The organism is Sporomusa acidovorans (genome assembly GCF_900101845.1).
In the GTDB taxonomy this organism is placed as follows: domain Bacteria; phylum Bacillota; class Negativicutes; order Sporomusales; family Sporomusaceae; genus Sporomusa; species Sporomusa acidovorans.
Genome location: NZ_FNAM01000001.1, coordinates 261,241 through 281,919, shown reverse-complemented (window position 1 = coordinate 281,919; position 20,679 = coordinate 261,241). Strand labels below are relative to the sequence as shown.

Annotated in this window: 24 protein-coding genes; all 24 read left to right on the top strand. The window is 40.6% G+C overall.

The window, feature by feature from the left end; all coding sequences use genetic code 11:
• The first annotated feature begins 4 nt into the window (after nucleotides 1-4).
• Nucleotides 5-2,074 carry a flagellar biosynthesis protein FlhA gene (flhA, locus tag BLR65_RS01495; protein ID WP_169716858.1) on the top strand — a complete coding sequence of 690 codons (2,070 nt, stop codon included), beginning with the start codon at nucleotides 5-7 and terminating at the stop codon, nucleotides 2,072-2,074.
• A gap of 1 nt (nucleotide 2,075) precedes the next feature.
• Nucleotides 2,076-3,173, top strand: a complete 1,098-nt coding sequence (gene flhF, locus BLR65_RS01490) for a flagellar biosynthesis GTPase FlhF (protein WP_093791729.1) — start codon at nucleotides 2,076-2,078, stop codon at nucleotides 3,171-3,173.
• 1 nt (nucleotide 3,174) lies between these two features.
• On the top strand, nucleotides 3,175-4,059 hold the full coding sequence (locus tag BLR65_RS01485) for a MinD/ParA family protein (protein WP_093791727.1): 885 nt from the start codon (nucleotides 3,175-3,177) through the stop codon (nucleotides 4,057-4,059).
• A complete protein-coding gene (locus BLR65_RS01480) occupies nucleotides 4,038-4,748 on the top strand; it encodes a flagellar brake protein (RefSeq protein ID WP_342741360.1) in 711 nt (236 codons plus the stop codon). The genes BLR65_RS01485 and BLR65_RS01480 overlap by 22 nt, the downstream gene beginning before the upstream one ends.
• A 24-nt stretch (nucleotides 4,749-4,772) precedes the next feature.
• Entirely contained in the window at nucleotides 4,773-5,822 is a 1,050-nt protein-coding gene (locus BLR65_RS01475; protein ID WP_093791723.1) for a protein-glutamate methylesterase/protein-glutamine glutaminase, read from the top strand.
• A gap of 29 nt (nucleotides 5,823-5,851) precedes the next feature.
• The gene (locus tag BLR65_RS01470; RefSeq protein WP_093791721.1) at nucleotides 5,852-7,912 is read left to right on the top strand and encodes a chemotaxis protein CheA; all 2,061 of its coding nucleotides are present in this window, start codon (nucleotides 5,852-5,854) and stop codon (nucleotides 7,910-7,912) included.
• Between the two features lie 18 nt (nucleotides 7,913-7,930).
• On the top strand, nucleotides 7,931-8,395 hold the full coding sequence (locus BLR65_RS01465; RefSeq protein ID WP_093791719.1) for a chemotaxis protein CheW: 465 nt from the start codon (nucleotides 7,931-7,933) through the stop codon (nucleotides 8,393-8,395).
• A gap of 35 nt (nucleotides 8,396-8,430) precedes the next feature.
• Entirely contained in the window at nucleotides 8,431-9,051 is a 621-nt protein-coding gene (locus tag BLR65_RS01460; protein ID WP_093791717.1) for a chemotaxis protein CheC, read from the top strand.
• Nucleotides 9,051-9,536 (top strand): chemotaxis protein CheD, encoded by a 486-nt coding sequence (locus BLR65_RS01455; protein WP_093791715.1) that lies wholly within the window; start codon nucleotides 9,051-9,053, stop codon nucleotides 9,534-9,536. Before BLR65_RS01460 ends, BLR65_RS01455 begins: the two co-directional genes overlap by 1 nt.
• A 19-nt stretch (nucleotides 9,537-9,555) precedes the next feature.
• Nucleotides 9,556-9,879: a hypothetical protein gene (locus BLR65_RS01450; protein WP_093791714.1), complete on the top strand. Its 324-nt coding sequence runs from the start codon at nucleotides 9,556-9,558 to the stop codon at nucleotides 9,877-9,879.
• A gap of 20 nt (nucleotides 9,880-9,899) precedes the next feature.
• Nucleotides 9,900-10,661: a FliA/WhiG family RNA polymerase sigma factor gene (locus BLR65_RS01445; protein ID WP_093791712.1), complete on the top strand. Its 762-nt coding sequence runs from the start codon at nucleotides 9,900-9,902 to the stop codon at nucleotides 10,659-10,661.
• Between the two features lie 46 nt (nucleotides 10,662-10,707).
• Nucleotides 10,708-12,330, top strand: coding sequence for a flagellar assembly protein A (locus BLR65_RS01440; protein ID WP_093791710.1), 1,623 nt, complete (start codon nucleotides 10,708-10,710; stop codon nucleotides 12,328-12,330).
• A gap of 28 nt (nucleotides 12,331-12,358) precedes the next feature.
• Complete coding sequence (locus BLR65_RS01435) at nucleotides 12,359-12,721, top strand: hypothetical protein (RefSeq protein ID WP_176772661.1); 363 nt, start codon at nucleotides 12,359-12,361, stop codon at nucleotides 12,719-12,721.
• Nucleotides 12,722-12,740: 19 nt separating this feature from the next.
• Nucleotides 12,741-13,322 (top strand): DUF6115 domain-containing protein, encoded by a 582-nt coding sequence (locus BLR65_RS01430; RefSeq protein WP_093791706.1) that lies wholly within the window; start codon nucleotides 12,741-12,743, stop codon nucleotides 13,320-13,322.
• Between the two features lie 186 nt (nucleotides 13,323-13,508).
• Complete coding sequence (gene rpsB / locus BLR65_RS01425) at nucleotides 13,509-14,207, top strand: 30S ribosomal protein S2 (protein ID WP_093791704.1); 699 nt, start codon at nucleotides 13,509-13,511, stop codon at nucleotides 14,205-14,207.
• 72 nt (nucleotides 14,208-14,279) lie between these two features.
• Nucleotides 14,280-14,927: a translation elongation factor Ts gene (gene tsf / locus BLR65_RS01420; RefSeq protein WP_093791702.1), complete on the top strand. Its 648-nt coding sequence runs from the start codon at nucleotides 14,280-14,282 to the stop codon at nucleotides 14,925-14,927.
• A 98-nt stretch (nucleotides 14,928-15,025) separates the two neighbouring features.
• Nucleotides 15,026-15,754, top strand: coding sequence for a UMP kinase (gene pyrH, locus BLR65_RS01415; protein ID WP_093791700.1), 729 nt, complete (start codon nucleotides 15,026-15,028; stop codon nucleotides 15,752-15,754).
• Entirely contained in the window at nucleotides 15,751-16,311 is a 561-nt protein-coding gene (gene frr / locus BLR65_RS01410) for a ribosome recycling factor (RefSeq protein ID WP_093791698.1), read from the top strand. Before pyrH ends, frr begins: the two co-directional genes overlap by 4 nt.
• Before the next feature lie 4 nt (nucleotides 16,312-16,315).
• Nucleotides 16,316-16,516, top strand: a complete 201-nt coding sequence (locus BLR65_RS01405) for a hypothetical protein (RefSeq protein WP_093791696.1) — start codon at nucleotides 16,316-16,318, stop codon at nucleotides 16,514-16,516.
• Between the two features lie 3 nt (nucleotides 16,517-16,519).
• Nucleotides 16,520-16,693, top strand: coding sequence for a DUF362 domain-containing protein (locus tag BLR65_RS01400; RefSeq protein WP_093791694.1), 174 nt, complete (start codon nucleotides 16,520-16,522; stop codon nucleotides 16,691-16,693).
• 126 nt (nucleotides 16,694-16,819) lie between these two features.
• Nucleotides 16,820-17,602 (top strand): undecaprenyl pyrophosphate synthase, encoded by a 783-nt coding sequence (locus tag BLR65_RS01395; RefSeq protein ID WP_093791692.1) that lies wholly within the window; start codon nucleotides 16,820-16,822, stop codon nucleotides 17,600-17,602.
• Nucleotides 17,603-17,620: 18 nt separating this feature from the next.
• Entirely contained in the window at nucleotides 17,621-18,442 is an 822-nt protein-coding gene (locus BLR65_RS01390) for a phosphatidate cytidylyltransferase (protein WP_245692281.1), read from the top strand.
• A 23-nt stretch (nucleotides 18,443-18,465) separates the two neighbouring features.
• On the top strand, nucleotides 18,466-19,623 hold the full coding sequence (locus BLR65_RS01385) for a 1-deoxy-D-xylulose-5-phosphate reductoisomerase (protein WP_093791690.1): 1,158 nt from the start codon (nucleotides 18,466-18,468) through the stop codon (nucleotides 19,621-19,623).
• Nucleotides 19,575-20,672 (top strand): RIP metalloprotease RseP, encoded by a 1,098-nt coding sequence (gene rseP / locus BLR65_RS01380; RefSeq protein WP_093791688.1) that lies wholly within the window; start codon nucleotides 19,575-19,577, stop codon nucleotides 20,670-20,672. The genes BLR65_RS01385 and rseP overlap by 49 nt, the downstream gene beginning before the upstream one ends.
• Nucleotides 20,673-20,679 lie beyond the last annotated feature (7 nt).

Below are 20,679 nucleotides of genomic sequence, written 5' to 3'. Positions count from 1 at the left end.
CCAGATGGCTATTACTCGACAGTCCTCACTATTTATAGGCTTACAAAAGTATAGTGATATTATGATAGCAGTGGCAATCATTACCATAGTAGTGATGATGATTATACCTTTGCCGACAATGTTGCTTGATCTCTTGCTGACGACGAATATTACACTAGCTTTAATTATTGTTATGGTGGCTATCTATAATACGGAGCCATTAGATTTTTCCGTATTCCCGTCATTACTTTTAATTACTACATTATTTCGTTTAGCCCTCAACGTATCTTCGACACGTTTGATTCTGCTTGACGGTCACGCCGGCGACGTGATTGCCGCTTTTGGCAATTTTGTTGTCGGCGGCAATCCGGTTGTCGGTTTTATTGTATTTGTTATTTTGATTATTATTCAGTTTATTGTAATTACCAAAGGTGCAGAACGTGTTGCCGAAGTTGCCGCCCGTTTTACCTTAGATGCTATGCCTGGTAAGCAAATGAGTATTGACGCAGATCTTAATTCTGGACTTATTACCGACAAGGAAGCGCGTGACCGTCGTAGAAATATTCAACGCGAAGCTGATTTTTATGGTGCTATGGATGGGGCGAGTAAATTTGTTAAAGGCGATGCCATTGCCGCAATTATTATTATTATTATTAATATCGTCGGTGGTTTTGTTATCGGGATGCTGCAGCGTAACTTGGATATTTTGCAGGCGTTGCAAACGTATACCTTGTTAACTGTAGGTGAAGGATTGGTTAACCAGATACCTGCGCTATTAATTTCAACAGCGACCGGTATCGTGGTAACCCGGGCAGCATCTGAGTCTAATCTGGGGTCCGATCTTGCCAGTCAGATTATTAATAATCCCCGCGTATTTTTTATCGCTTGCGGGGTATTGCTGCTTTTAGGGTTAATTCCAGGGTTGCCAGGTCTGCCGTTTTTTGTTCTCAGCCTCATTACTGGCGGCATTGGCTATGCTCTTATTCGGACTGAACAATCAGAGGTTCAAATGGAAATGTCTCAGCAAGAGGAAAAGGAGAAAGAAGAAGTACGTAAACCGGAGAATATTGTGTCCTTATTACAGGTTGACCCTATGGAGCTTGAGATTGGTTATAGTCTTATACCGCTCGTTGATGTTAGTCAGGGGGGCGACCTGTTAGACCGGGTGGTTATGATTCGCCGGCAATGTGCTTTAGAACTGGGCCTTATTGTACCCACTATCCGCATACGTGATAATATTCAGCTTAAACCCAATATTTATGTGATAAAAATAAAAGGAATTGAAATTGCCAGAGGCGAACTAATGTTAGATCACTTTTTAGCTATGGATTCCGGTGCTGCTTTTGAATCAGTGCCAGGGGTTGAGACAGTGGAACCGGCGTTTGGCTTGCCGGCTCTTTGGATTCAGGAAAGTTACCGGGAACAAGCGGAATTGGCAGGTTATACAGTAGTGGATCCAGTGTCCGTTTTAGCGACGCACCTTACTGAAATTATCAAGAGTCATGCGGCAGAAATACTTGGTCGTCAGGAAGTACAAACTCTGGTTGATTCTGTTAAACAGAATAATGCTGCTGTTGTCGAAGAATTGACACCAAACCTTTTGTCAATTGGCGAAATACAAAAAGTGTTGGGCAATATGCTGCGTGAGAAAGTTTCGATTAGAGATTTGGTTACAATTTTTGAAACTTTGGCGGATTATGCGCAATTGACCAAAGACACTGAAATTCTAACCGAATATGTAAGACATGCACTGGCTCGTCAAATTTCCCGTCAGGTTGTGAATAACAATATTCTAACGTGTTTGACAGTCGATCCCCAATTAGAGAATACGATTATCAATTCCGTGCAGCGTACTGAGCAAGGATCCTATGTAGCTTTGGAACCTCAAAAAGTCCAGGCTGTGATTAATAGTCTCACTAATGAACTTCCTAAGCTTACTAACATGGGCTATCAGCCCGTAGTTCTTACAAACCCGGGTGCTAGGCTATATTTCCGTAAACTTACAGAACGGGTAGCCCCCAATCTAACGGTTTTATCCTATGCTGAACTGGATCCAAAAGTTGAAGTACAGGCACTAGGGATGGTGAAATTGTAATTTGAAGGTTAAATTATTTACTGCTCAAAATATGGCAGAGGCCATGGCGCAAGTTAAGCAGGATTTAGGCCGGGATGCGGTTATCCTGCATACCCGTCGCTTAAAGAAGGGGGGCATTTTGGGCTTTTTTGGCAGAGAAATGGTTGAAGTTATGGCTGCAGTTGATACGGCTCCCGTTAAGGTGGTCGAAAAGAAACCGCCTATGTCTGCCCCTATTTCTGTCGCCAATCCCAATGATACAAAGATAACTGCCCTGCAACTTGAAATGTCTACCATGCGCAGAATGCTGGAACAGATGATGGGGCAGCTTCCTGAAAAGAATAAACAATCTTCGCCGCTCATGGATGTATTGCTTAAAAATGATGTTGATCCTGCAGTAGCTGCTGATCTTATGAAAGGATTGCCTGATGAGAACTCTATGGTTGGTGATGATGCCGGAACAGCTCGTAACCTTTTAATTGATCGCATTGCCAATTGTTTAACAAAAATTAACGGCATTGATATTTTGCCATCTGGTTGCAAGGCTGTTGCACTGATTGGACCAACAGGTGTAGGAAAAACAACAACGATTGCCAAATTGGCTGCTAATTTTGCGTTAAAAGAAGGATATAAAGTTGCATTAGTTACCGCAGATACATATCGTATTGCCGCTGTTGAACAATTGAAGACTTATGCTGATATTATTGGTGTGCCACTAGAAATTGTCTATTCACCTGATGAACTTAAGACCGCATTGTTTCGCCATGAAGACAAGCATTTAGTTCTGATTGATACGGCTGGCCGCAGCCCCGGCAATCATTATCAATTAGCTGAACTGCAGGCACTACTAGCAGTTAATCCGTATATTGAAACACATCTAGTGTTGAATACCGCAACAAAATATCGTGATGCTTTAGAAATAGTCAATAAATTTTCCATTTGCTCTCCTCAAAAATTTTTATTTACCAAAGTGGATGAGGCAAGTAATTTGGGAACTATTCTAAATTTGGTATACCATTTTCCCACTTATTTGTCTTATTTAACAACAGGGCAGAGTGTGCCTGATGATATTGAGTTAATTGATTCTATTAAATTGGCAAATATGATTTTGAGGGATTAAAATGAGTGATCAAGCTGAGAAATTACGTCAAATGTCATTGCGTTCTACAGTCCCGAAAAGTCCGGTTATTAGAAAAAGTTCTGGAAGTCGGGTAATTGCAATCACCAGCGGCAAGGGCGGTGTAGGAAAAACTAATTTTACCGTTAACATGGCCCTTGCTTTAGCGGCAATGAATCAAAAAGTATTGGTGATTGATGCCGATCTGGGGATGGCTAACGTGGAAGTCCTATTGGGCTGTTCTGCTCCCTATAATATTCTTAATTTATTGGAAGATGGATTGAATATTAACGACATTGTCAGTGAGGGACCGCGCGGCATTAAATTTATGGCTGGCGGTTCGGGAATCTATCATCTTGCTAATTTAAGTGACGCCCATCTAAACCATATCGTATCTCAAATCTCCTTATTTGATAGTTGGGCCGATTTTATTTTAATTGACACTGGCGCCGGGCTTAGCCGCAATGTCCTGAATTTTGTTATGGCGGCCGATGAAGTTATTATTATCACAACACCGGAGCCAACCGCGATTACCGATGCTTATGCTATGATGAAAGCCTATGCGGGGCAAAAGGGAGTTGCACCTCTCAGACTGGTGGTTAATCGTATTTTAGATCATGATGAAGGTCAAATGGTCGTTGACAAACTGATACGTGTAGCTCAGCGATTTCTTGGTGTAGTTGCTGATAATCTCGGCTATATTTATGAGGATCGTAATATGGTTAAAGCTGTTAAAAATCAAATACCTTTGTTACTATCGTTTCCAGAAGCTATTTCATCCCGCTGTATTGACAGCATTGCCCACCAAGTACTTTACGGTAAAAAAATGCGGCAACCGTCTTGTGGTATTAAAGGATTTTTTAATAAATTTTTAGAATATATGTATTAAGGTCCTCAGACGGGGAGGGGATATATATTAGTATTAAATTAGAAGACGTTTTCAAAATTAATCAACGTATTGCAATTATTGTGCCTGAACGTGGTGGCCTCGCCCAACAATATCACAGTCGGGTAGAAGACATAACCATTGACCATATGGTTATTGCTATGCCGATGAGTAAAGCTTTTCCAGTTTTGCTACAGCGGGGTGAGGTATTTTTCGGGCGGACAGTGATTAACGGTCTGGCTTATGAGTTTACCAGTAGTTTACTTGCTAAACAAATGAACCCTTTGCCTGTATGGGTTATTGCTCTGCCTTATAATATAAAAAAAATTCAGCAACGGGCTTTTGTCAGAATTGATGCCGTGCTACCTGTTCAATTTAAAGAAATTATTAATGATGAAGTGCTTGATGAGACGGTAAGCGCTTTTACAAAAGATATTAGCGGTGGCGGCGTACAAATGGTTACCGAGCGTCGCTGGCCGATTGGGACAAGAATGTTGGTGACAATTGATTACCCGGATATTGGTCCGCTTACTATAAAAAGTGAAGTTGTCAGAGTACATCAGCCGCAGTCAGAACTCACGGTATTTTGGATAGGAATTAGATTTGCTGAAATTAACGAAAAAGACCGCAACACTATTATTCGATTTATTTTCAAGAAACAGCTTGAACAACGACGCAAAGGGTTGGAATAACTTAGGGTATTTGGTGGTGATTTTGTGATAAATGTGCTGGTGGTTGATGATTCTGTTTTTATGCGTAAGCTTATAAGTGATTTATTTACCAATGAAATTGATTTTTCTGTTATTGATACTGCCCGTAATGGCAAGGATGCATTGGATAAAGTAAAACGCCTTAAACCTGATTTGATTACGCTTGATGTTGAAATGCCCATTATGGATGGACTAAAGGCCTTAGAACTGATTATGGCGGAGTGCCCGACACCGGTAGTTATGATTAGCAGCTTGACACGGGCGGGCGCTGTGGCTACTATGCAAGCACTGGAACTGGGTGCTGTTGATTTTGTTGCCAAAACAGCGGGCCCCATTTCTAATATAGCGGAAATACGCACCGAAATACTAACCAAATGTCGGGCAGCAGTAAAGGCTAATGTGGCACAACTTGTCAAAAAACAAACTACCGGTTTGGTACAGGGATATAAACCAGTGTATTCTTCTTTAAGTGGCTTAACAGAGGAGCGTCTTATTGCCATTGGTACTTCTACGGGAGGACCACGGGCTCTGCAAGAAGTTATAACTAAACTGCCGGGGAATATTCCTTGTGGAATTGTTATTGTTCAGCATATGCCGCCGGGATTTACCAAATCTTTGGCAGAGCGCCTTAACTCATTATCATCTGTTACCGTTAAGGAAGCAGAACATAATGATATTGTGCGTTCAGGACTTGTATTGATTGCACCCGGAGATTACCACATGCTGCTTGCGAGAGAAGGTGGTAAAGTAGTAGTAAAGCTTAACCAGAATCCACCAGTTGGCGGACATAGGCCTGCTGTTGATCCATTAATGGAATCAGTCGCACATATTTTTGGCAGCAAAGCAATAGGGGTTATTTTAACTGGTATGGGCCATGATGGTGCTAAGGGAATTCAAGCTATTAAGCGCCAAAATGGTCAGACCATTGCCGAAGATCAATCTACGGCAGTTGTATTTGGAATGCCTAAATCTGCTATTGAATTAGGGGTAGTTGATAAGGTAGCGCCCATTACTGGCATAGCCGCTGAAATACTTAGAGCTTTATCCAAGCAATAAACATAAAAACGTTACGGGGGTGTAAATGAATGGATATTAATCAGTACATGGGGATGTTTTTGGAAGAATCACGCGAGCATCTTCAAACATTGAATAATTGTTTGCTTGATCTGGAAAATGATCCTGGAAGCCTGGCAGTACTTGACGAAATATTTAGAAGTGCACATACCATTAAAGGCATGTCTGCTACCATGGGATTTACTACCATTGCTGAACTGACACATGAAATGGAAAATGTTCTTGATCTACTCCGCAAAGGAACTCTCTTAGCAAATGATGACATAACTGATATTTTATTTAAGTGTGTCGACACGCTTGAACAACTTGTCGAGAATGTAGCTTCAAATTCGGATGTGACGATTGATATTAAACCACTCATTTCGAAGCTTTCAGCTATTGCCAAAGGTGAGCCTTCACCTGCGGTAGCTAAACAACCGGTGCCGCCGGTTGTGACTCAGGAAAAAGAAAATATCGATGTTGCCGCAATAAAGCTTGACGAAACAGAAATTAATGTCGTCAAAGCGGCAAAGAAGCAGGGCCTGGAGTGTTATGAAGTTCATATTAGTTTACGTGAAGGCTGTTTACTTAAATCTGCCAGAGCTTATATGGTTATGAATGCCTTAGAAGAACTTGGTGAAGTGATTAAGAGCGTGCCGGCGGTAGAAGAACTGGAAAAGGAGAATTTTGATTATAGTTTTCAAGTTCTTATTTTAACCGGTGTTGACGATGAAAAAATCGAGACTACGGTTACTAATATCTCGGAAGTCGAAAAGGTAACCGTTATTCCATCACCAATACTTCCTGATACGGCACAGGATGCGGCTAAGACTGCAACCGACACTCAACCGGCAAGTCCGGCCGCCGGTAAGCCGGAGAAAAAGATGGCGGACAAACATGAAAAGCCGGCTGCTAACGAACATAATGATAAAAAACTTAAAGGCGGTCAATCTGTAAGGGTTGACATTGATAAGTTAGACAGTTTACTGAATCTTGTTGGGGAATTAGTTATTAATAAAACTCGCTTGGAGCAAATTGGTTTAACCCACAGGCTTACTGATCTTGTTGAAACGATTGAGCAAATGGATAGAGTAACGACAGATCTGCAAACTGTAGTTATGAAAGTGCGGATGGTTCCGGTAGGGCAAGTGTTTAACCGCTTTCCCCGGATGGTTCGCGATTTGTCACGTGAACTAAATAAAGAAATTAATCTTATTATTCAAGGTGAAGAAACAGAACTTGACCGTACCGTAATTGATGAAATTGGCGATCCGCTGGTTCATCTTTTACGTAACTCTATTGATCATGGCATTGAGCATCCGGACGAGCGGCAGGCAAAAGGTAAAAACCCTGTTGGTGAAGTTCGCTTAATTGCCCGGCATGAAGGTAATAACGTTATTATTATGGTTGAAGATGACGGCAAAGGCATTAATGCCGATGTCATCAAACAAAAGGCCGTAGAAAAGGGAATGATTACACAGGCGGAAGCTGATAAGCTTGAACCAAATGAAGCGGTGCGACTTGTCTTTTTGCCTGGCTTTTCTACTGCTGAAACCGTTACGGATGTCTCTGGCCGCGGTGTAGGCATGGATGCTGTAAAGACTAAAATCGAGTCATTGGGCGGCATGGTGGATGTTGAAACTAAAATTAATGAAGGCAGCAGGTTCAAAATTCGCTTACCATTGACTTTGGCGATTATTCAGGCTCTGCTTGTGAAAGTATGCGAGGAGATTTATGCAATTCCTCTTGGTGCGATTGATAGTACGATCAACATTACTCCGCAGGATATCAAAACGATTCAAAACCAAGAAGCTATTTTACTTAGAGGACAAATTATTCCGATCGTTCGTTTGGCAAATATGCTTAATGTGCCTAATACTTGTCAACATAACCAGGAAGAGTTATTTGTTGTTATTGTTCATATGGGTGAACATCGTGCCGGTATTATTGTCGATACATTAATCGGCCAGCAAGAAATTGTAATTAAATCTATGGGAAAATTATTAGCTGGAATTAAGGTTATTGCTGGTGCTACTATATTAGGCAATGGCCAAGTAGCGCTTATTTTGGATGTTGGCGCATTAAAACAGTAGTGAAGGAGGTAGGGAAAAATGTCTGAATTAACATATTCTGGAGACGATGTTCAGCTAGTAGTATTTAAATTAGGACGCGAAGAATATGGTATCAGTATTTTACAAGTTCAAGAAATTAAGCGAATCACAGAGATTACTCGTGTACCCCATTCACCTGATTATATTAAAGGTGTAATGAATTTACGAGGTAGTGTCCTGCCAGTTATTGATTTAAAGAAAAGACTTAATCTACCTCCACAGGATTATACAGATGATACCCGCATTATTATTATAAAAGTAGAGGAAATTACTGTGGGTATGATTGTTGACGCTGTATCCGAAGTAACGACAATTAATCAAAACAGTATTGAACCTCCTCAAGCCGTAGTAGGTGGTATTGCCGCTGATTATTTAAGTGGTGTCGGTAAAATGGAAAACAGACTCTTAATATTGCTTAATGCTGATGCAATTATTGGTGTCGGGCAAGAAGTTAAAGCAAGCTAAATCATTTAGTTGCAGATATCAAAGGGGTGGCAAACTTGTCTGAGGACATATTGAAACTATCATCATTGCAGTTAGACGCATTGAGGGAAATAGGCAATGTTGGCGCTGGCAATGCGGCAACTGCGCTATCCCAAATCATCAATAATAAAATTGATATGACAGTTCCCGAAGTTTCTATTTTACCTTTAGGTGAAGTACCCGAGGTAGTAGGTGGACCTGACGCTATGGTAGCAGGTGTTTATCTGCGGGTTTTTGGACCAGCGCCTGGGAGTATTCTATTTTTACTTCCGCGTGAAAGTGCGTTTTACTTGGTTGACATGCTAATGGGCCGTAAACAAGGTGAGACTCAACTCCTTAATTCTATGGATGAATCAGCCTTAATGGAAATTGGTAATATTTTGGCAGGGGCTTACTTAAATGCACTATCTTATTTTACCAAACTGACTTTGCTGCCTTCTATTCCCGCTTTAGCTATTGATATGGCAGGGGCTATTTTAAGTGTTATTTTAATCCAACTAGGGCAAGTAGGCGATCATGCATTAGTGATAGAGACTGAATTTACTACTGACAATGATGGTGTTAAAGGTCACTTTTTCCTTATTCCTGATCCCGGATCCCTCAGTACAATCTTGGCGGCAATTGGGGTGAAGGAATAATGGCTGAACTAATAAAAGTAGGAATGGCAGATTACAAAGTTGGTCGTAATCCGGCCAGCTTAATTAGTTATGGACTAGGCTCTTGCGTTGGCATTGCTATGTTTGATTCGGTCGCCAAGGTAGGTGGCTTAGCTCATATTATGCTGCCTGATAGTACTCAAGCCCGTTCTGCGGATAATGTAGCTAAATTTGCTGATACGGCGCTGCCGGCTATGCTTAATGAGATAATTAAACTAGGTGCCGTTAAATCACGGATTACTGCGAAGATTGCCGGTGGAGCACAAATGTTTACATTTACTAATACCACTGACATTATGCGGGTAGGCGAACGCAACGCCGAAGCTGTACGTTTGGTGCTAAAAAAATTGGAAGTCAGGTTACTCGCTGAAGATACGGGCGGCAATTACGGCCGCACAGTTGAGTTAAAACTTGATACTGGCATTTTTCGCGTAAAAACTATTGATAAAGGCGAAAAAGAACTTTAATTTATTTGGGGGAAGGGCTATGGTACTAAAGTTGCGAATTAGTTTAGGTATGGCGTTTATCGCTAGTTGTTTGACATTGTTAGTGAGTGCGCTTAATAGTATTACATTATCGGCTATGGCATATCGTACGTTAGTATCGTTAGTTCTTTTTGCAGTATTTGGGTATACATGCGGTCAATTTGCTGAACAGTTTTTGCAAAAAAAATTGGATGAAATTAAACCTGAAGACACAAATGTTGATATTGCCAGTAGCGATGATGAAAACGGGGACGAGACACCAGCCGAAAAGTTTGAACCCCTGAATCCTGAAAATTTGGAGAATATGACACTAACGCAAAAGTGAGGATGGAGGGGTAAGCGCCTATGGAGGGTAATAATGCTGAACAGAAGGCTGCTAACACACTCAAGCTTTGGCGTGAGTATAGTAACAATCGAAGCTTAGAGATTCGGGATGCTCTTATTGAAAACTATCTTCCCTTAGTAAAACTAGTAGCAGGCCGAGTTGCCGTTAGTCTTCCTCAGCATGTAGATAAAGATGATTTAATTAGCAATGGCTTTTTTGGACTTATTGAAGCAATTGAACGTTATGATTGTGATAGAGGAGTTAAATTTGAAACTTATGCAGTAGTAAGAATTCGAGGATCTATTCTGGATTCTCTTAGGGCTCAGGACTGGATTCCTGCCACAATTCGGCAAAAAGCGCGCCAATATGAACAAACTGTGGCTAAATTAGAACATACGCTAGGACGTTCAGTAAAAGACGAAGAAATAGCAGCCGCAATGAAAATTCCTCTAAACGAACTTTATGCTCTTATCAATCACTTAAATGCCAGTACTCTCATTCCACTCGAAGAGTTTGCCAGAACAGAGACAGCTTCGCAGCATACGCCTAACCCATCCCAACACATTGAAGAGCAAGAAGTTAAAGATATGTTAGCTAAGAGCATTGATAAACTACCAGAGAAAGAGCGCTTTGTAGTTAGTTTGTATTATTATGAGGGGCTAACTTTAAAAGAGATCAGTCTAATTTTAAAATTATCTGAGGCCCGCATCTCACAGTTACATACCAAAGCTATTTTCCGGTTGCGTGGTGCATTATCAAGATTAAAATCAAGTTTCGTTTAATGAAACTTGTCAGGCATTAGTTAAGTGCTAGTGATGGGGGATATGTATGAGTGATTCTACACGTTTTTTAGAACAGACAAGTGATAAAATCGGTTCACTTGATGGATATTTTAACATTACGACAGATGAAAATGGTATTTATGTAACTGTTTACCCGCCGCAAGGGGATGGGCAGCCGGTAAAGGTCCCGCAAATAGTGGATTCTTTAGCGGGGCAGGGAGTCAACAAAGCTGATAATGTTTTACTCATGAGTATTGTAAAAGAAGCATTAGGTACTCCTGTCAAAGTAGCCGATAAACCGGTTGAAACAGAACCAGACATTCAAATTTTAGTGTCACGTGACCGAATGGAAGCTACCCTTCAGGTGAACGCTCCCAAGGGTTGTCGGCCCATTTCCCTGGATGAGGTTATGAATAAAATTAAGGATGCCGGTATCGTGTATGGGATTGATGGCAAGGCAGTGGAAGCTGCATTGGCAAGGCCTGGCAGCACTGTTGTTTGTGCTAAAGGTTTGTCACCCGTTAATGGCAGTAACGCTACTATTACCTATTTTATAGATTTAGAGAGTAAGGGGCGTCCGGTTGAATTAGAAGACGGACGGGTTGATTTTAAAAATCTTAATATGTTTATTACTGTTCAGCAAGATCAGTTGCTGGCGGAAAAAGTGCCTGCTACCAGCGGTACGGCAGGAATAGACATTTTAGGCAATGAAGTTCCGGCCAAACCTGGTAAGGACATCATGCTGCCGAAAGGCAAAAATGTTTATATTACTGACGGGTTAAAAGTTTCTGCAAGTCAAGCAGGTCAACTTCTTGTTGTGAACAATAAGGTTAATGTTATTCAACTTATTGAGGTTAAGGGTGACGTAGATTTATCTACAGGTAATATTGAGTTTGTTGGCAGTGTAATTGTCAAAGGATCAATCCAAACCGGTTTTTCTGTTAAGGCTGAAGGTGATGTGGAGATTGCCGGTAATGTTAGCGGCGGCATTGTTGAGGGAAAAAATGTTATTGTACGTATGGGCATCCAGGGAATGAACAAAGGATATATAAAAGCGAGCGAAACAGTTGTTGCTAAGTACATTGAAAATGCGACTGTGCAAGCAGGAAAAGATGTTATTGTCAGTGATGTTATCTTGCATAGTAAAGTTAGTGCAGGTAAAAGAGTAGTTGTTGAAGAACGGCGTGGACTCATAGTTGGTGGGCTAATATCTGCCGGCGAAGAAATCAAGGCAAAAACAATCGGTACATATTCGGCTACGAATACAGATATAGAAGTAGGCGTAAATCCGGCACTACGGGAAGAATATCAGAAATTACGCAAGGAAATAAAAAAGTATGAGTTTAATCTGGAACAAACACAGAAAGCCCTAAATCTATTACGAGCTATGGATCAGAGTACAATGCCTAAAGATAAGTATGAAATGTTGCTGAAACTTACGAAAGCGCAATTTCATTTAATCGGTCAGACTGAAACGATGCGAAACAGGCTGGCGGAGATTGAAATTGCGTTGGAAGAAATGCGTTATGGACATATTAAGGTGTCTGATACTGTTTATCCTGGCGTCAAATTGGTTGTAGGAACATTAGTGAAGCCAGTTCGGGATCCTGTTAAATTTGCAAGCTTTTATGCTGAGGACGGAGAAATTAAAACAGGCTCTTTTAAATAGTAATACTACCAATCAGCTAATTCTATGATTGGGTGTGATAGATATGAGTATCAGGTCAATTGATATGCAGGTGCTTATCCCGAAAGCCACTGAGGTTGGAAAACAACAAAATAATCTTACTCAACAAAGTATCACCCAGCAGCAACAGTTTGCTGAGCAAATGCAGAAAATGGCAGAGGTGCGCCAGCATCAGGTTCAGGAAATCGTGAAAAGCAAAGATGGAAGAATTGAGCGGGATACAACTAAAGATAGGAATAGTAGGAACCAGCACCATAATAATGGGGAAAATGCTTCTAAAACTGCAAAAGAATCACTTGAGACCGAAAGTATAGAAAATCTGACTGTGAGCCAGGACCCTATACGTGGACGTATAGTTGACATAAAAACATAACACAATTGAGGTGATAGTTTTGCTTACCGGCGTTATAGTTTCCTTACTTGCTTTGGCACTTATAGTATTTTTAATCATATACAAAAAAGAAATGATTGTGAAGATGTTTACCTTAAATATGTCTTCGTCTGCGAATGAATTTACTCAGCAACTAGAACAAACAGCCGATGTTATTATCAAGCGCCTCGAAGATGAAGCTGGTCAGTTAGAATTTTTGCTTGAAGAGGCTGAATCAAAAATTGGCATGCTTAGCCAACAGGTTGAGCATGCCAATAAAATTATTAAACATTTGACAGAATTAGAAAACCAAAGAATTGAGCAACAATATGATTCACATTCAGACACTGCTGTAATTGATAATATATCAGTAAAAAATGTTTCAGATGATGTTTATCCCGATCCAACTCAGACGGACAACGAGTTGTCGACTCATTCTGATAATAATGATAATAAATTTTCCAGTCAGGAACCTATTAACATGGAAAAACACCAGCTTATTCTCGCTATGGCCGATCAAGGCTATAACGTTACTGAAATTGCAAAAGCTGTGGGGATGGGTAAGGGTGAGGTTATGTTGTTATTACAATTGAATAAAAAGTAGTGTAATTGGCATAATATAAGTAAAAAATATGAAAGATATAATAGAATTTGACTTGTTATCTGTTGGAAGTTATGCTATACTACTTTTCGGTGTTATCACACACGCAATCTAATTTTGCCACTGTGCCAAAATGGTGACGGCAAAAGATGCGGGTTGCGGCGGTAATTTAACAGGAGGTGTATTTTTGTGTCGGTTATTTCGATGAAACAACTTCTGGAGGCTGGTGTTCACTTTGGTCACCAAACCAGAAGATGGAACCCTAAAATGGCTCCATACATTTTTACGGAGCGTAATGGAATTTACATTATTGACCTACAAAAAACAGTAAAAAAAGTGGAAGAAGCGTATAATTTTGTACGTGACTTGGCTGCTCAGGGACAGACAATGTTATTTGTAGGTACTAAAAAACAGGCTCAAGAGGCTGTAAAAGAAGAAGCGACCAGATGCGATATGTTCTATGTTAATGAAAGATGGCTTGGTGGTATGCTGACTAATTTCCAGACCATTCAGAAACGCATTAACAGATTGCGTGAACTTGAAGATATGGAAGCTAAAGGAATGTTTGAGGTACTGCCTAAGAAAGAAGTCATTACCTTGCGTCATGAAATGGAACGGCTGCAAAAATTTCTTGGCGGTATAAAAAATATGCACAAGCTGCCGGGGGCGCTCTTTATTATCGATCCACGTAAAGAACGTATTGCCGTGGCGGAAGCTCGCAAATTAAGTATTCCTATTGTAGGGATTGTTGACACGAACTGCGATCCTGATGAAATTGATTATGTTATTCCCGGTAATGATGATGCTATTCGCGCTGTTAAGTTGCTTACCGCAAAAGTTGCCGACGCTGTCATGGAAGGTCGTCAAGGCGAACAAATGGCAGAATAGACTATTATGTGGACATTAAAGGTAAGGGGCTTACGACCCTCTTACCTTTAATAATAGTTAGGAGGATTTTGAATGATAACTGCTGGAATGGTGAAAGAACTGCGGGAACGTACCGGTGCCGGTATGATGGATTGCAAAAAAGCTTTAACTGAATCTAACGGAGATATGGAAAAAGCGGTCGATTATCTACGTGAAAAAGGTTTGGCTGCTGCAGCAAAAAAAGCTAGTCGAATTGCATCCGAGGGACTCGTTGAATCATACATACATGGTGGAGGACGTATTGGAGTTCTTCTGGAAGTAAACTGTGAAACAGATTTTGTTGCCAAAACAGATGATTTTAAGTCATTAGTGCGTGATATAGCCATGCAAATTGCTGCTGCGAATCCTAGTTATGTTTCACGTGAAGAAGTACCGGAAGAAATACTAAATCACGAAAGAGAGATTCTGCGTGCCCAAGCTCTTAACGAAGGTAAGCCAGCTAATATTGTGGAAAAAATGATTGAGGGACGTTTGAAAAAATTTTATCAGGAAGCTTGCTTATTAGAGCAAACATTTATTAAAGACCCTGATAAAACGATCACTCAACTAATTACTGAGCGTATTGCCAAAATTGGTGAAAATATCTCAATTCGCCGCTTTACCAGATATCAACTAGGCGAAGGTCTTGAGAAAAAAGCCAATGATTTTGCGGCTGAGGTTATGGCTGCTGTTAGTAAATAAGAGAACACTTAGTGTTCTCTTTTTGCTAAAAAATATTTTGTGAAATAAAGGATTTATTCGCTATTTGTAGAAATACAATCCTAAAGGAGGTTTCCCTATTGGTCCCTGGAAAATATAAGCGCGTTATCTTAAAGTTAAGTGGCGAGGCATTAGCTGGCAATAAAGGGTATGGTATCGATCCAGTTGTTGTTGATTCTATTGCGAGAGAAATTAAAGAAGTCAAAGCTCATAATCTGGATGTTGCCATTGTTGTTGGTGGTGGAAATATTTGGCGTGGTCTAGCTGGCAGTGCGAAAGGAATGGATCGGGCTACTGCAGATTATATGGGGATGTTAGCAACCGTAATGAATGCGCTTGCATTGCAAGATGCACTTGAGCATTGCGGTGTTGACTCTAGAGTACAAACTGCTATTAATATGCAACAAGTTGCCGAACCTTACATCCGTCGCCGGGCTATACGCCACATGGAAAAAGGACGCGTAGTTATTTTTGCCGCTGGTACGGGGAATCCTTATTTTTCAACAGATACAACGGCTGCATTACGGGCTGCTGAAATTGAGGCTGATGCAATTTTAATGGCAAAAAAGAATACTGACGGTGTATACGATTCTGATCCACGTCATAATCCTGATGCCAAAAAATTCAAGGAACTTGAGTATATTGAAGTATTGCAGCGCGGTTTGGGAGTTATGGACTCGACGGCTACTTCATTGTGCATGGATAATAAAATTCCAATCGTAGTATTTAGTATCGATGAGCCGGGTAATATTTTGCAAGCGGCTTTAGGCAAAGATATAGGAACTATTGTTGGGGGAGAGAAGAAATGACAGTTAAAGAAATTTATTCCGCCCATGAAGACAAAATGAAAAAGGCTTTAGAAGTCTTACGGAAAGAGTATGGTAGTCTTCGTGCAGGCAGGGCAACTCCTTCTCTTTTAGAAAAGGTTATGGTTGATTATTATGGTTCACCAACACCTGTTAACCAAGTAGCTAATGTTTCAGTCCCTGAACCAAGGATGATTGTTATTCAACCTTGGGAAAAGACGATGTTGAACGCCATTGATAAGGCAATTCAAAAATCGGATTTAGGGTTAATGCCTAATAATGACGGTGTAGTTATTCGTTTGACTATTCCGCAGCTTACGCAGGAACGCCGATCAGAAATCGTTAAAGTTATACATAAAAAGGCCGAAGAGTGCAGAGTTGCCATTCGTAATCTTCGCCGTGATGCGAACGAGACAATTAAAAAAGTTGAGAAAGAAAAGACAGTTTCCGAAGATGAGGCAAAAAAAGCACAAGAGGATGTTCAGAAATTAACAGATAAATATATTAAAGAAGTAGATCAAATTATGGCAGTGAAAGAAAAAGAAATAATGGAAGTGTAATAGTGTGAATACAGTTGCGCAACCATTGTCAGCAGTGATTGATAAATTGGAACGATCAAATTTAAAATATTCTGTTATCATTACTAAACCCACGCGAAATGTGTTTCCGCTGGAAGATAAATACTATGTTATTAGGCAGCAATTAGATGCTGATGGTATTTTGAATTTAATAGCTGCTGCTAAAATGGGAAAGGAGGTGTTTTAAGTAATGGCTTACAAAATTACAGATGAATGTGTTGCTTGTGGTTCTTGCGCAGCTACCTGCCCGGTTAGTGCTATTCAGGAAGGTGAACCCACTTACAGCATTAATGCTGATGAGTGTGTTGAGTGTGGCGCTTGTGCCGCAGCTTGCCCGACGGGTGCAATTGTGGCTCCGGAATAATTTAAATCCCCCTCGCAAGAGGGGGTTTAAATTTGATATGTAGATTAGATTTTTATTGGCTAACATTTCATAATTTCGGGGATAATTTTGATGATAACTATGCTACAGTTTTCGGAGGGGCTTAGTGTGTGGAAAAGATGGTTTGGCAATGGAACTACTAGGGAACAAGCTGATTATACAGATATAGATACAACAAGACTTCCCGGTCATGTGGCAATTATTATGGATGGCAATGGAAGATGGGCGCAAAAAAAAGGCCTTCCGCGAACTTTTGGACACCGGGCGGGCGCAGAAACCCTTCGAGAAATTGTTAAAACTGCTTCAGAAATTGGTATTAAAGTCCTTACTGCTTACGCCTTTTCTACTGAAAATTGGCGTCGCCCGGCAGACGAGGTTAGTTTGTTGATGAGTCTGTTAGCTGATTATCTTGATAATGAAACTGCTGAATTACATCAAAATAATGTGCGGATCAGATTTATTGGCAAAACTGATGAATTGGCATCGATTCTGCAAGAAAAAATTGAAAAAGCTCAGGCGCAGACTGCTCAAAATACTGGACTAGTATTAAATTTAGCCGTAAATTACGGTGGACGGGCAGAATTAACGCGCGCTGTTAAAATAATTGCTGAAAAAGCAGCAAAATACGAGTTAAAAATAGATGACATTAATGAAACTACAATTGAAAAGTACTTATATACGGCAAATCTTCCGGCACTTGACTTATTAATTAGGCCGAGTGGTGATTTTCGAATTAGTAACTTTTTATTATGGCAAGTTGCTTATACGGAGTTTTGGTTTACTGACCTTAATTGGCCGGATTTTAAGCCGGAAAATTTTTTGCAGGCTATCCGTGATTATCAACAGAGAGAACGCAGATTTGGTGGAATAAAAAATACAAAAAAACGGTAGGTGCCTATTTTGCTTGGTATGCGAATTTTAACAGCAGCTATTGGCATACCGATAGCCATAGTTGTCATTAATTATGGCTTTTGGTTGTTTGCTATAACGGTAATTTTACTAGCGCTTGTTGCCTGGCATGAATTCTTTAAAATGATGCAGGCCAAAGATATAAAAATTCAGTATAGCGTTGGCCTTGTTGGTATTTTACTAACATTGAGTTGTGCGTGGTTGGGAAATGCGCAAGAGCTGCTCATGGTTTTGATGTTGATATTATTAGTAGGCTTATCGCAAGCGATTATCAGCCATGACAAATTTGGAGTTACGGAAACAGCCTTTACAATCTTCGGGACAATATACATTAGTTTGCCTTTTTCCCATTTAATACTTTTAAGGTTTACTGATCAAGCGGATTACATTTTTACGGTGTTTGGCGGCTTACCGGCAGGTGCCGCTTATCTTTGGTTAGCTTTTGTTGGCACATGGGCAAGTGATACATTGGCTTATTTTGCGGGCTCTATATTTGGGCGTCACAAATTATGTCCTGCCATTAGTCCGGGAAAAACTTATGAAGGGGCTTTAGGTGGATTAATCGGCAGTATTGCCGGTGTTGCTTTGATGGGATGGCAACTGCTTGGATTACCTTTGGGACACATGGCGATTCTTGGCTTACTAATAGGGGTTTTCGCTCCTTTAGGCGATCTTGCGGAATCTGTATTGAAAAGATTTACCGGCGTGAAGGATTCAGGCAATATCTTACCAGGCCATGGCGGAATACTTGACCGCTTTGACGCTGTTATGTTTTCTGTACCGGTTGTTTATTACTATATTAAAGCATTTTTTGTTGTTTAGAACCCACAGATTGGAGAAGCTATATGAAGTATATTGCAATTTTAGGAAGTACCGGCTCAATTGGTACGCAAGCTTTAGATGTAGTTGCTGCTAATACGGACCGCTATAAGATCACTGCTTTAGCTGCCTATCAAAATGACCAATTACTCAAAGAGCAAATTGAATATTTTAAGCCTGAGATTGCAGTCATCATTGATAAAACTGCAGCTGACCGCTTGATAAATACATATCATGGTAAAACCAGGATTTTAACAGGTGAGGATGGACTAATTGAAGCTGCAACCTTTTCTCAGACAGATACGGTTTTGACATCACTGGTTGGCTTTGCCGGACTGAAACCAACTGTTGCTGCTATTGAGGCTAAAAAAAATATTGCTCTTGCTAATAAGGAAACTTTAGTAGCTGCCGGCGAAATCATTATGGCCTTGGCCCAAAAATATAATGTGAGTATTTCTCCTGTTGACAGTGAACATAGTGCTATTTTTCAATGCCTAAATGGGGAGGATAAGAACCAAATTGCCCGGATAATTTTAACGGCGTCCGGTGGGCCATTTTTTGGATATTCTTTAGATAACTTGAAAAAGGTTACGATTGAGCAATGTCTAAAGCATCCCAACTGGACTATGGGGCGCAAGATCACTGTTGATTCAGCAACATTAGCCAATAAAGGATTGGAAGTCATTGAGGCTAAATGGTTATTTAACGTAGATCTTGACAATATTCATGTTTGCGTTCATCCTCAAAGTATTATTCATTCTATGGTCGAATTTATGGATGGTAGTGTTATGGCTCAATTAGGAATGCCTGATATGCGTCTGCCTATACAATACGCATTATCTCATCCTGAACGACTCTCGTCACAATTTCCCCGCTTGGACTTTACCGCCTTGTCCGCACTCACTTTTGCCCAACCTGATATGGAATGCTTTTCAGCACTAAAGTTAGCATATAGTGCCGGAAAGAGGGGCGGGACCATGCCCTGTGTTTTTAATGCGGCTAATGAAGTCGCTGTTTACGCATTTCTGAATGGTGAGATAAGCTTTCTTGATATCGCTCAGGTAATACGTTATACTATGAAACAACATACCTGTGTTACCGTTCCTAATTTAGAGCAGATTTATTTGGCTGATGAATGGGCTCGGCGGTCTGCACACCTGGCAGTAAAAGATTTACGAAAATAGTAAAGGTTGGTGAAAAATTGTCTACTGTTATTGCAACTATTTTTGTTTTCGGTTTACTCATTCTATTTCATGAGTTAGGCCACTTTATTACTGCTAAAAGTGTAGGTATGAGAGTGGATGAATTTGCTATTGGCTTTGGACCGAAATTGATAAGTAAAAAAATTGGTGAAACGGACTACTCTATCCGCATTATACCATTAGGTGGTTTTAATAAAATTGCCGGCATGGATCCCGGGGAGGAACAAGATGAGCGATCCTTTAGTGCTAAGCCTATCTGGGCTAGAATGTTGGTGATTATAGCCGGATCAGCCATGAATTTTGTCTTACCGATAATTTTATTGTTTATTGTCTTTGTGAGCGCAGGAATTGATACTCCTTCCAATCAACCTATAATCGGGAATGTTTTTCCTGATAAACCCGCCGCTGTAGCTGGTTTACTGCCTGGCGACAGGATAACAGCAGTAAATGGCAAATCAATAGATTCTTGGCGACAATTTGTTAGTGTTATTCAGGTTAATGCAGGTACTAAGTTGACAATAACTTTTGCGCGGGGTGCCGAAACTGGTAAAACATCGGTGCTTACTCCTGAGTATGAGGAAAAAGGTAAAAGGGGAATTATTGGTGTAACCCCACAGATTGATAAATATCAACCAGGGATACTGGAATCTGCCAGTTTGGCCGTAAAACAAACAATTACTGTGGCCCAAGTGATGCTGGTTGGTATCGGTGAAATGGTTACCGGTAAAACGGCAGCTGATGTCGCCGGACCAATCGGTGTTGCCCAAATGGCAGGGGAAGTTGCCCAGCTTGGTATTATTCCCTTGCTGCAATTTGCTGCTTTTTTGAGTATAAATTTGGGTCTAATTAATCTTTTGCCTGTGCCGGTACTAGATGGCGGGCATGTTGTCACCTTAGCTGTGGAAGGTATCAGAGGAAAACCGCTTAGCAACAGCCAAATGCAGTTTATACAAATGATTGGTTTTGCTTTGCTCATGCTGCTATTTGTTGTCGCTACTTTTAAAGATATAGCGCGATTAAAATTGTTTTAAGCTGGTG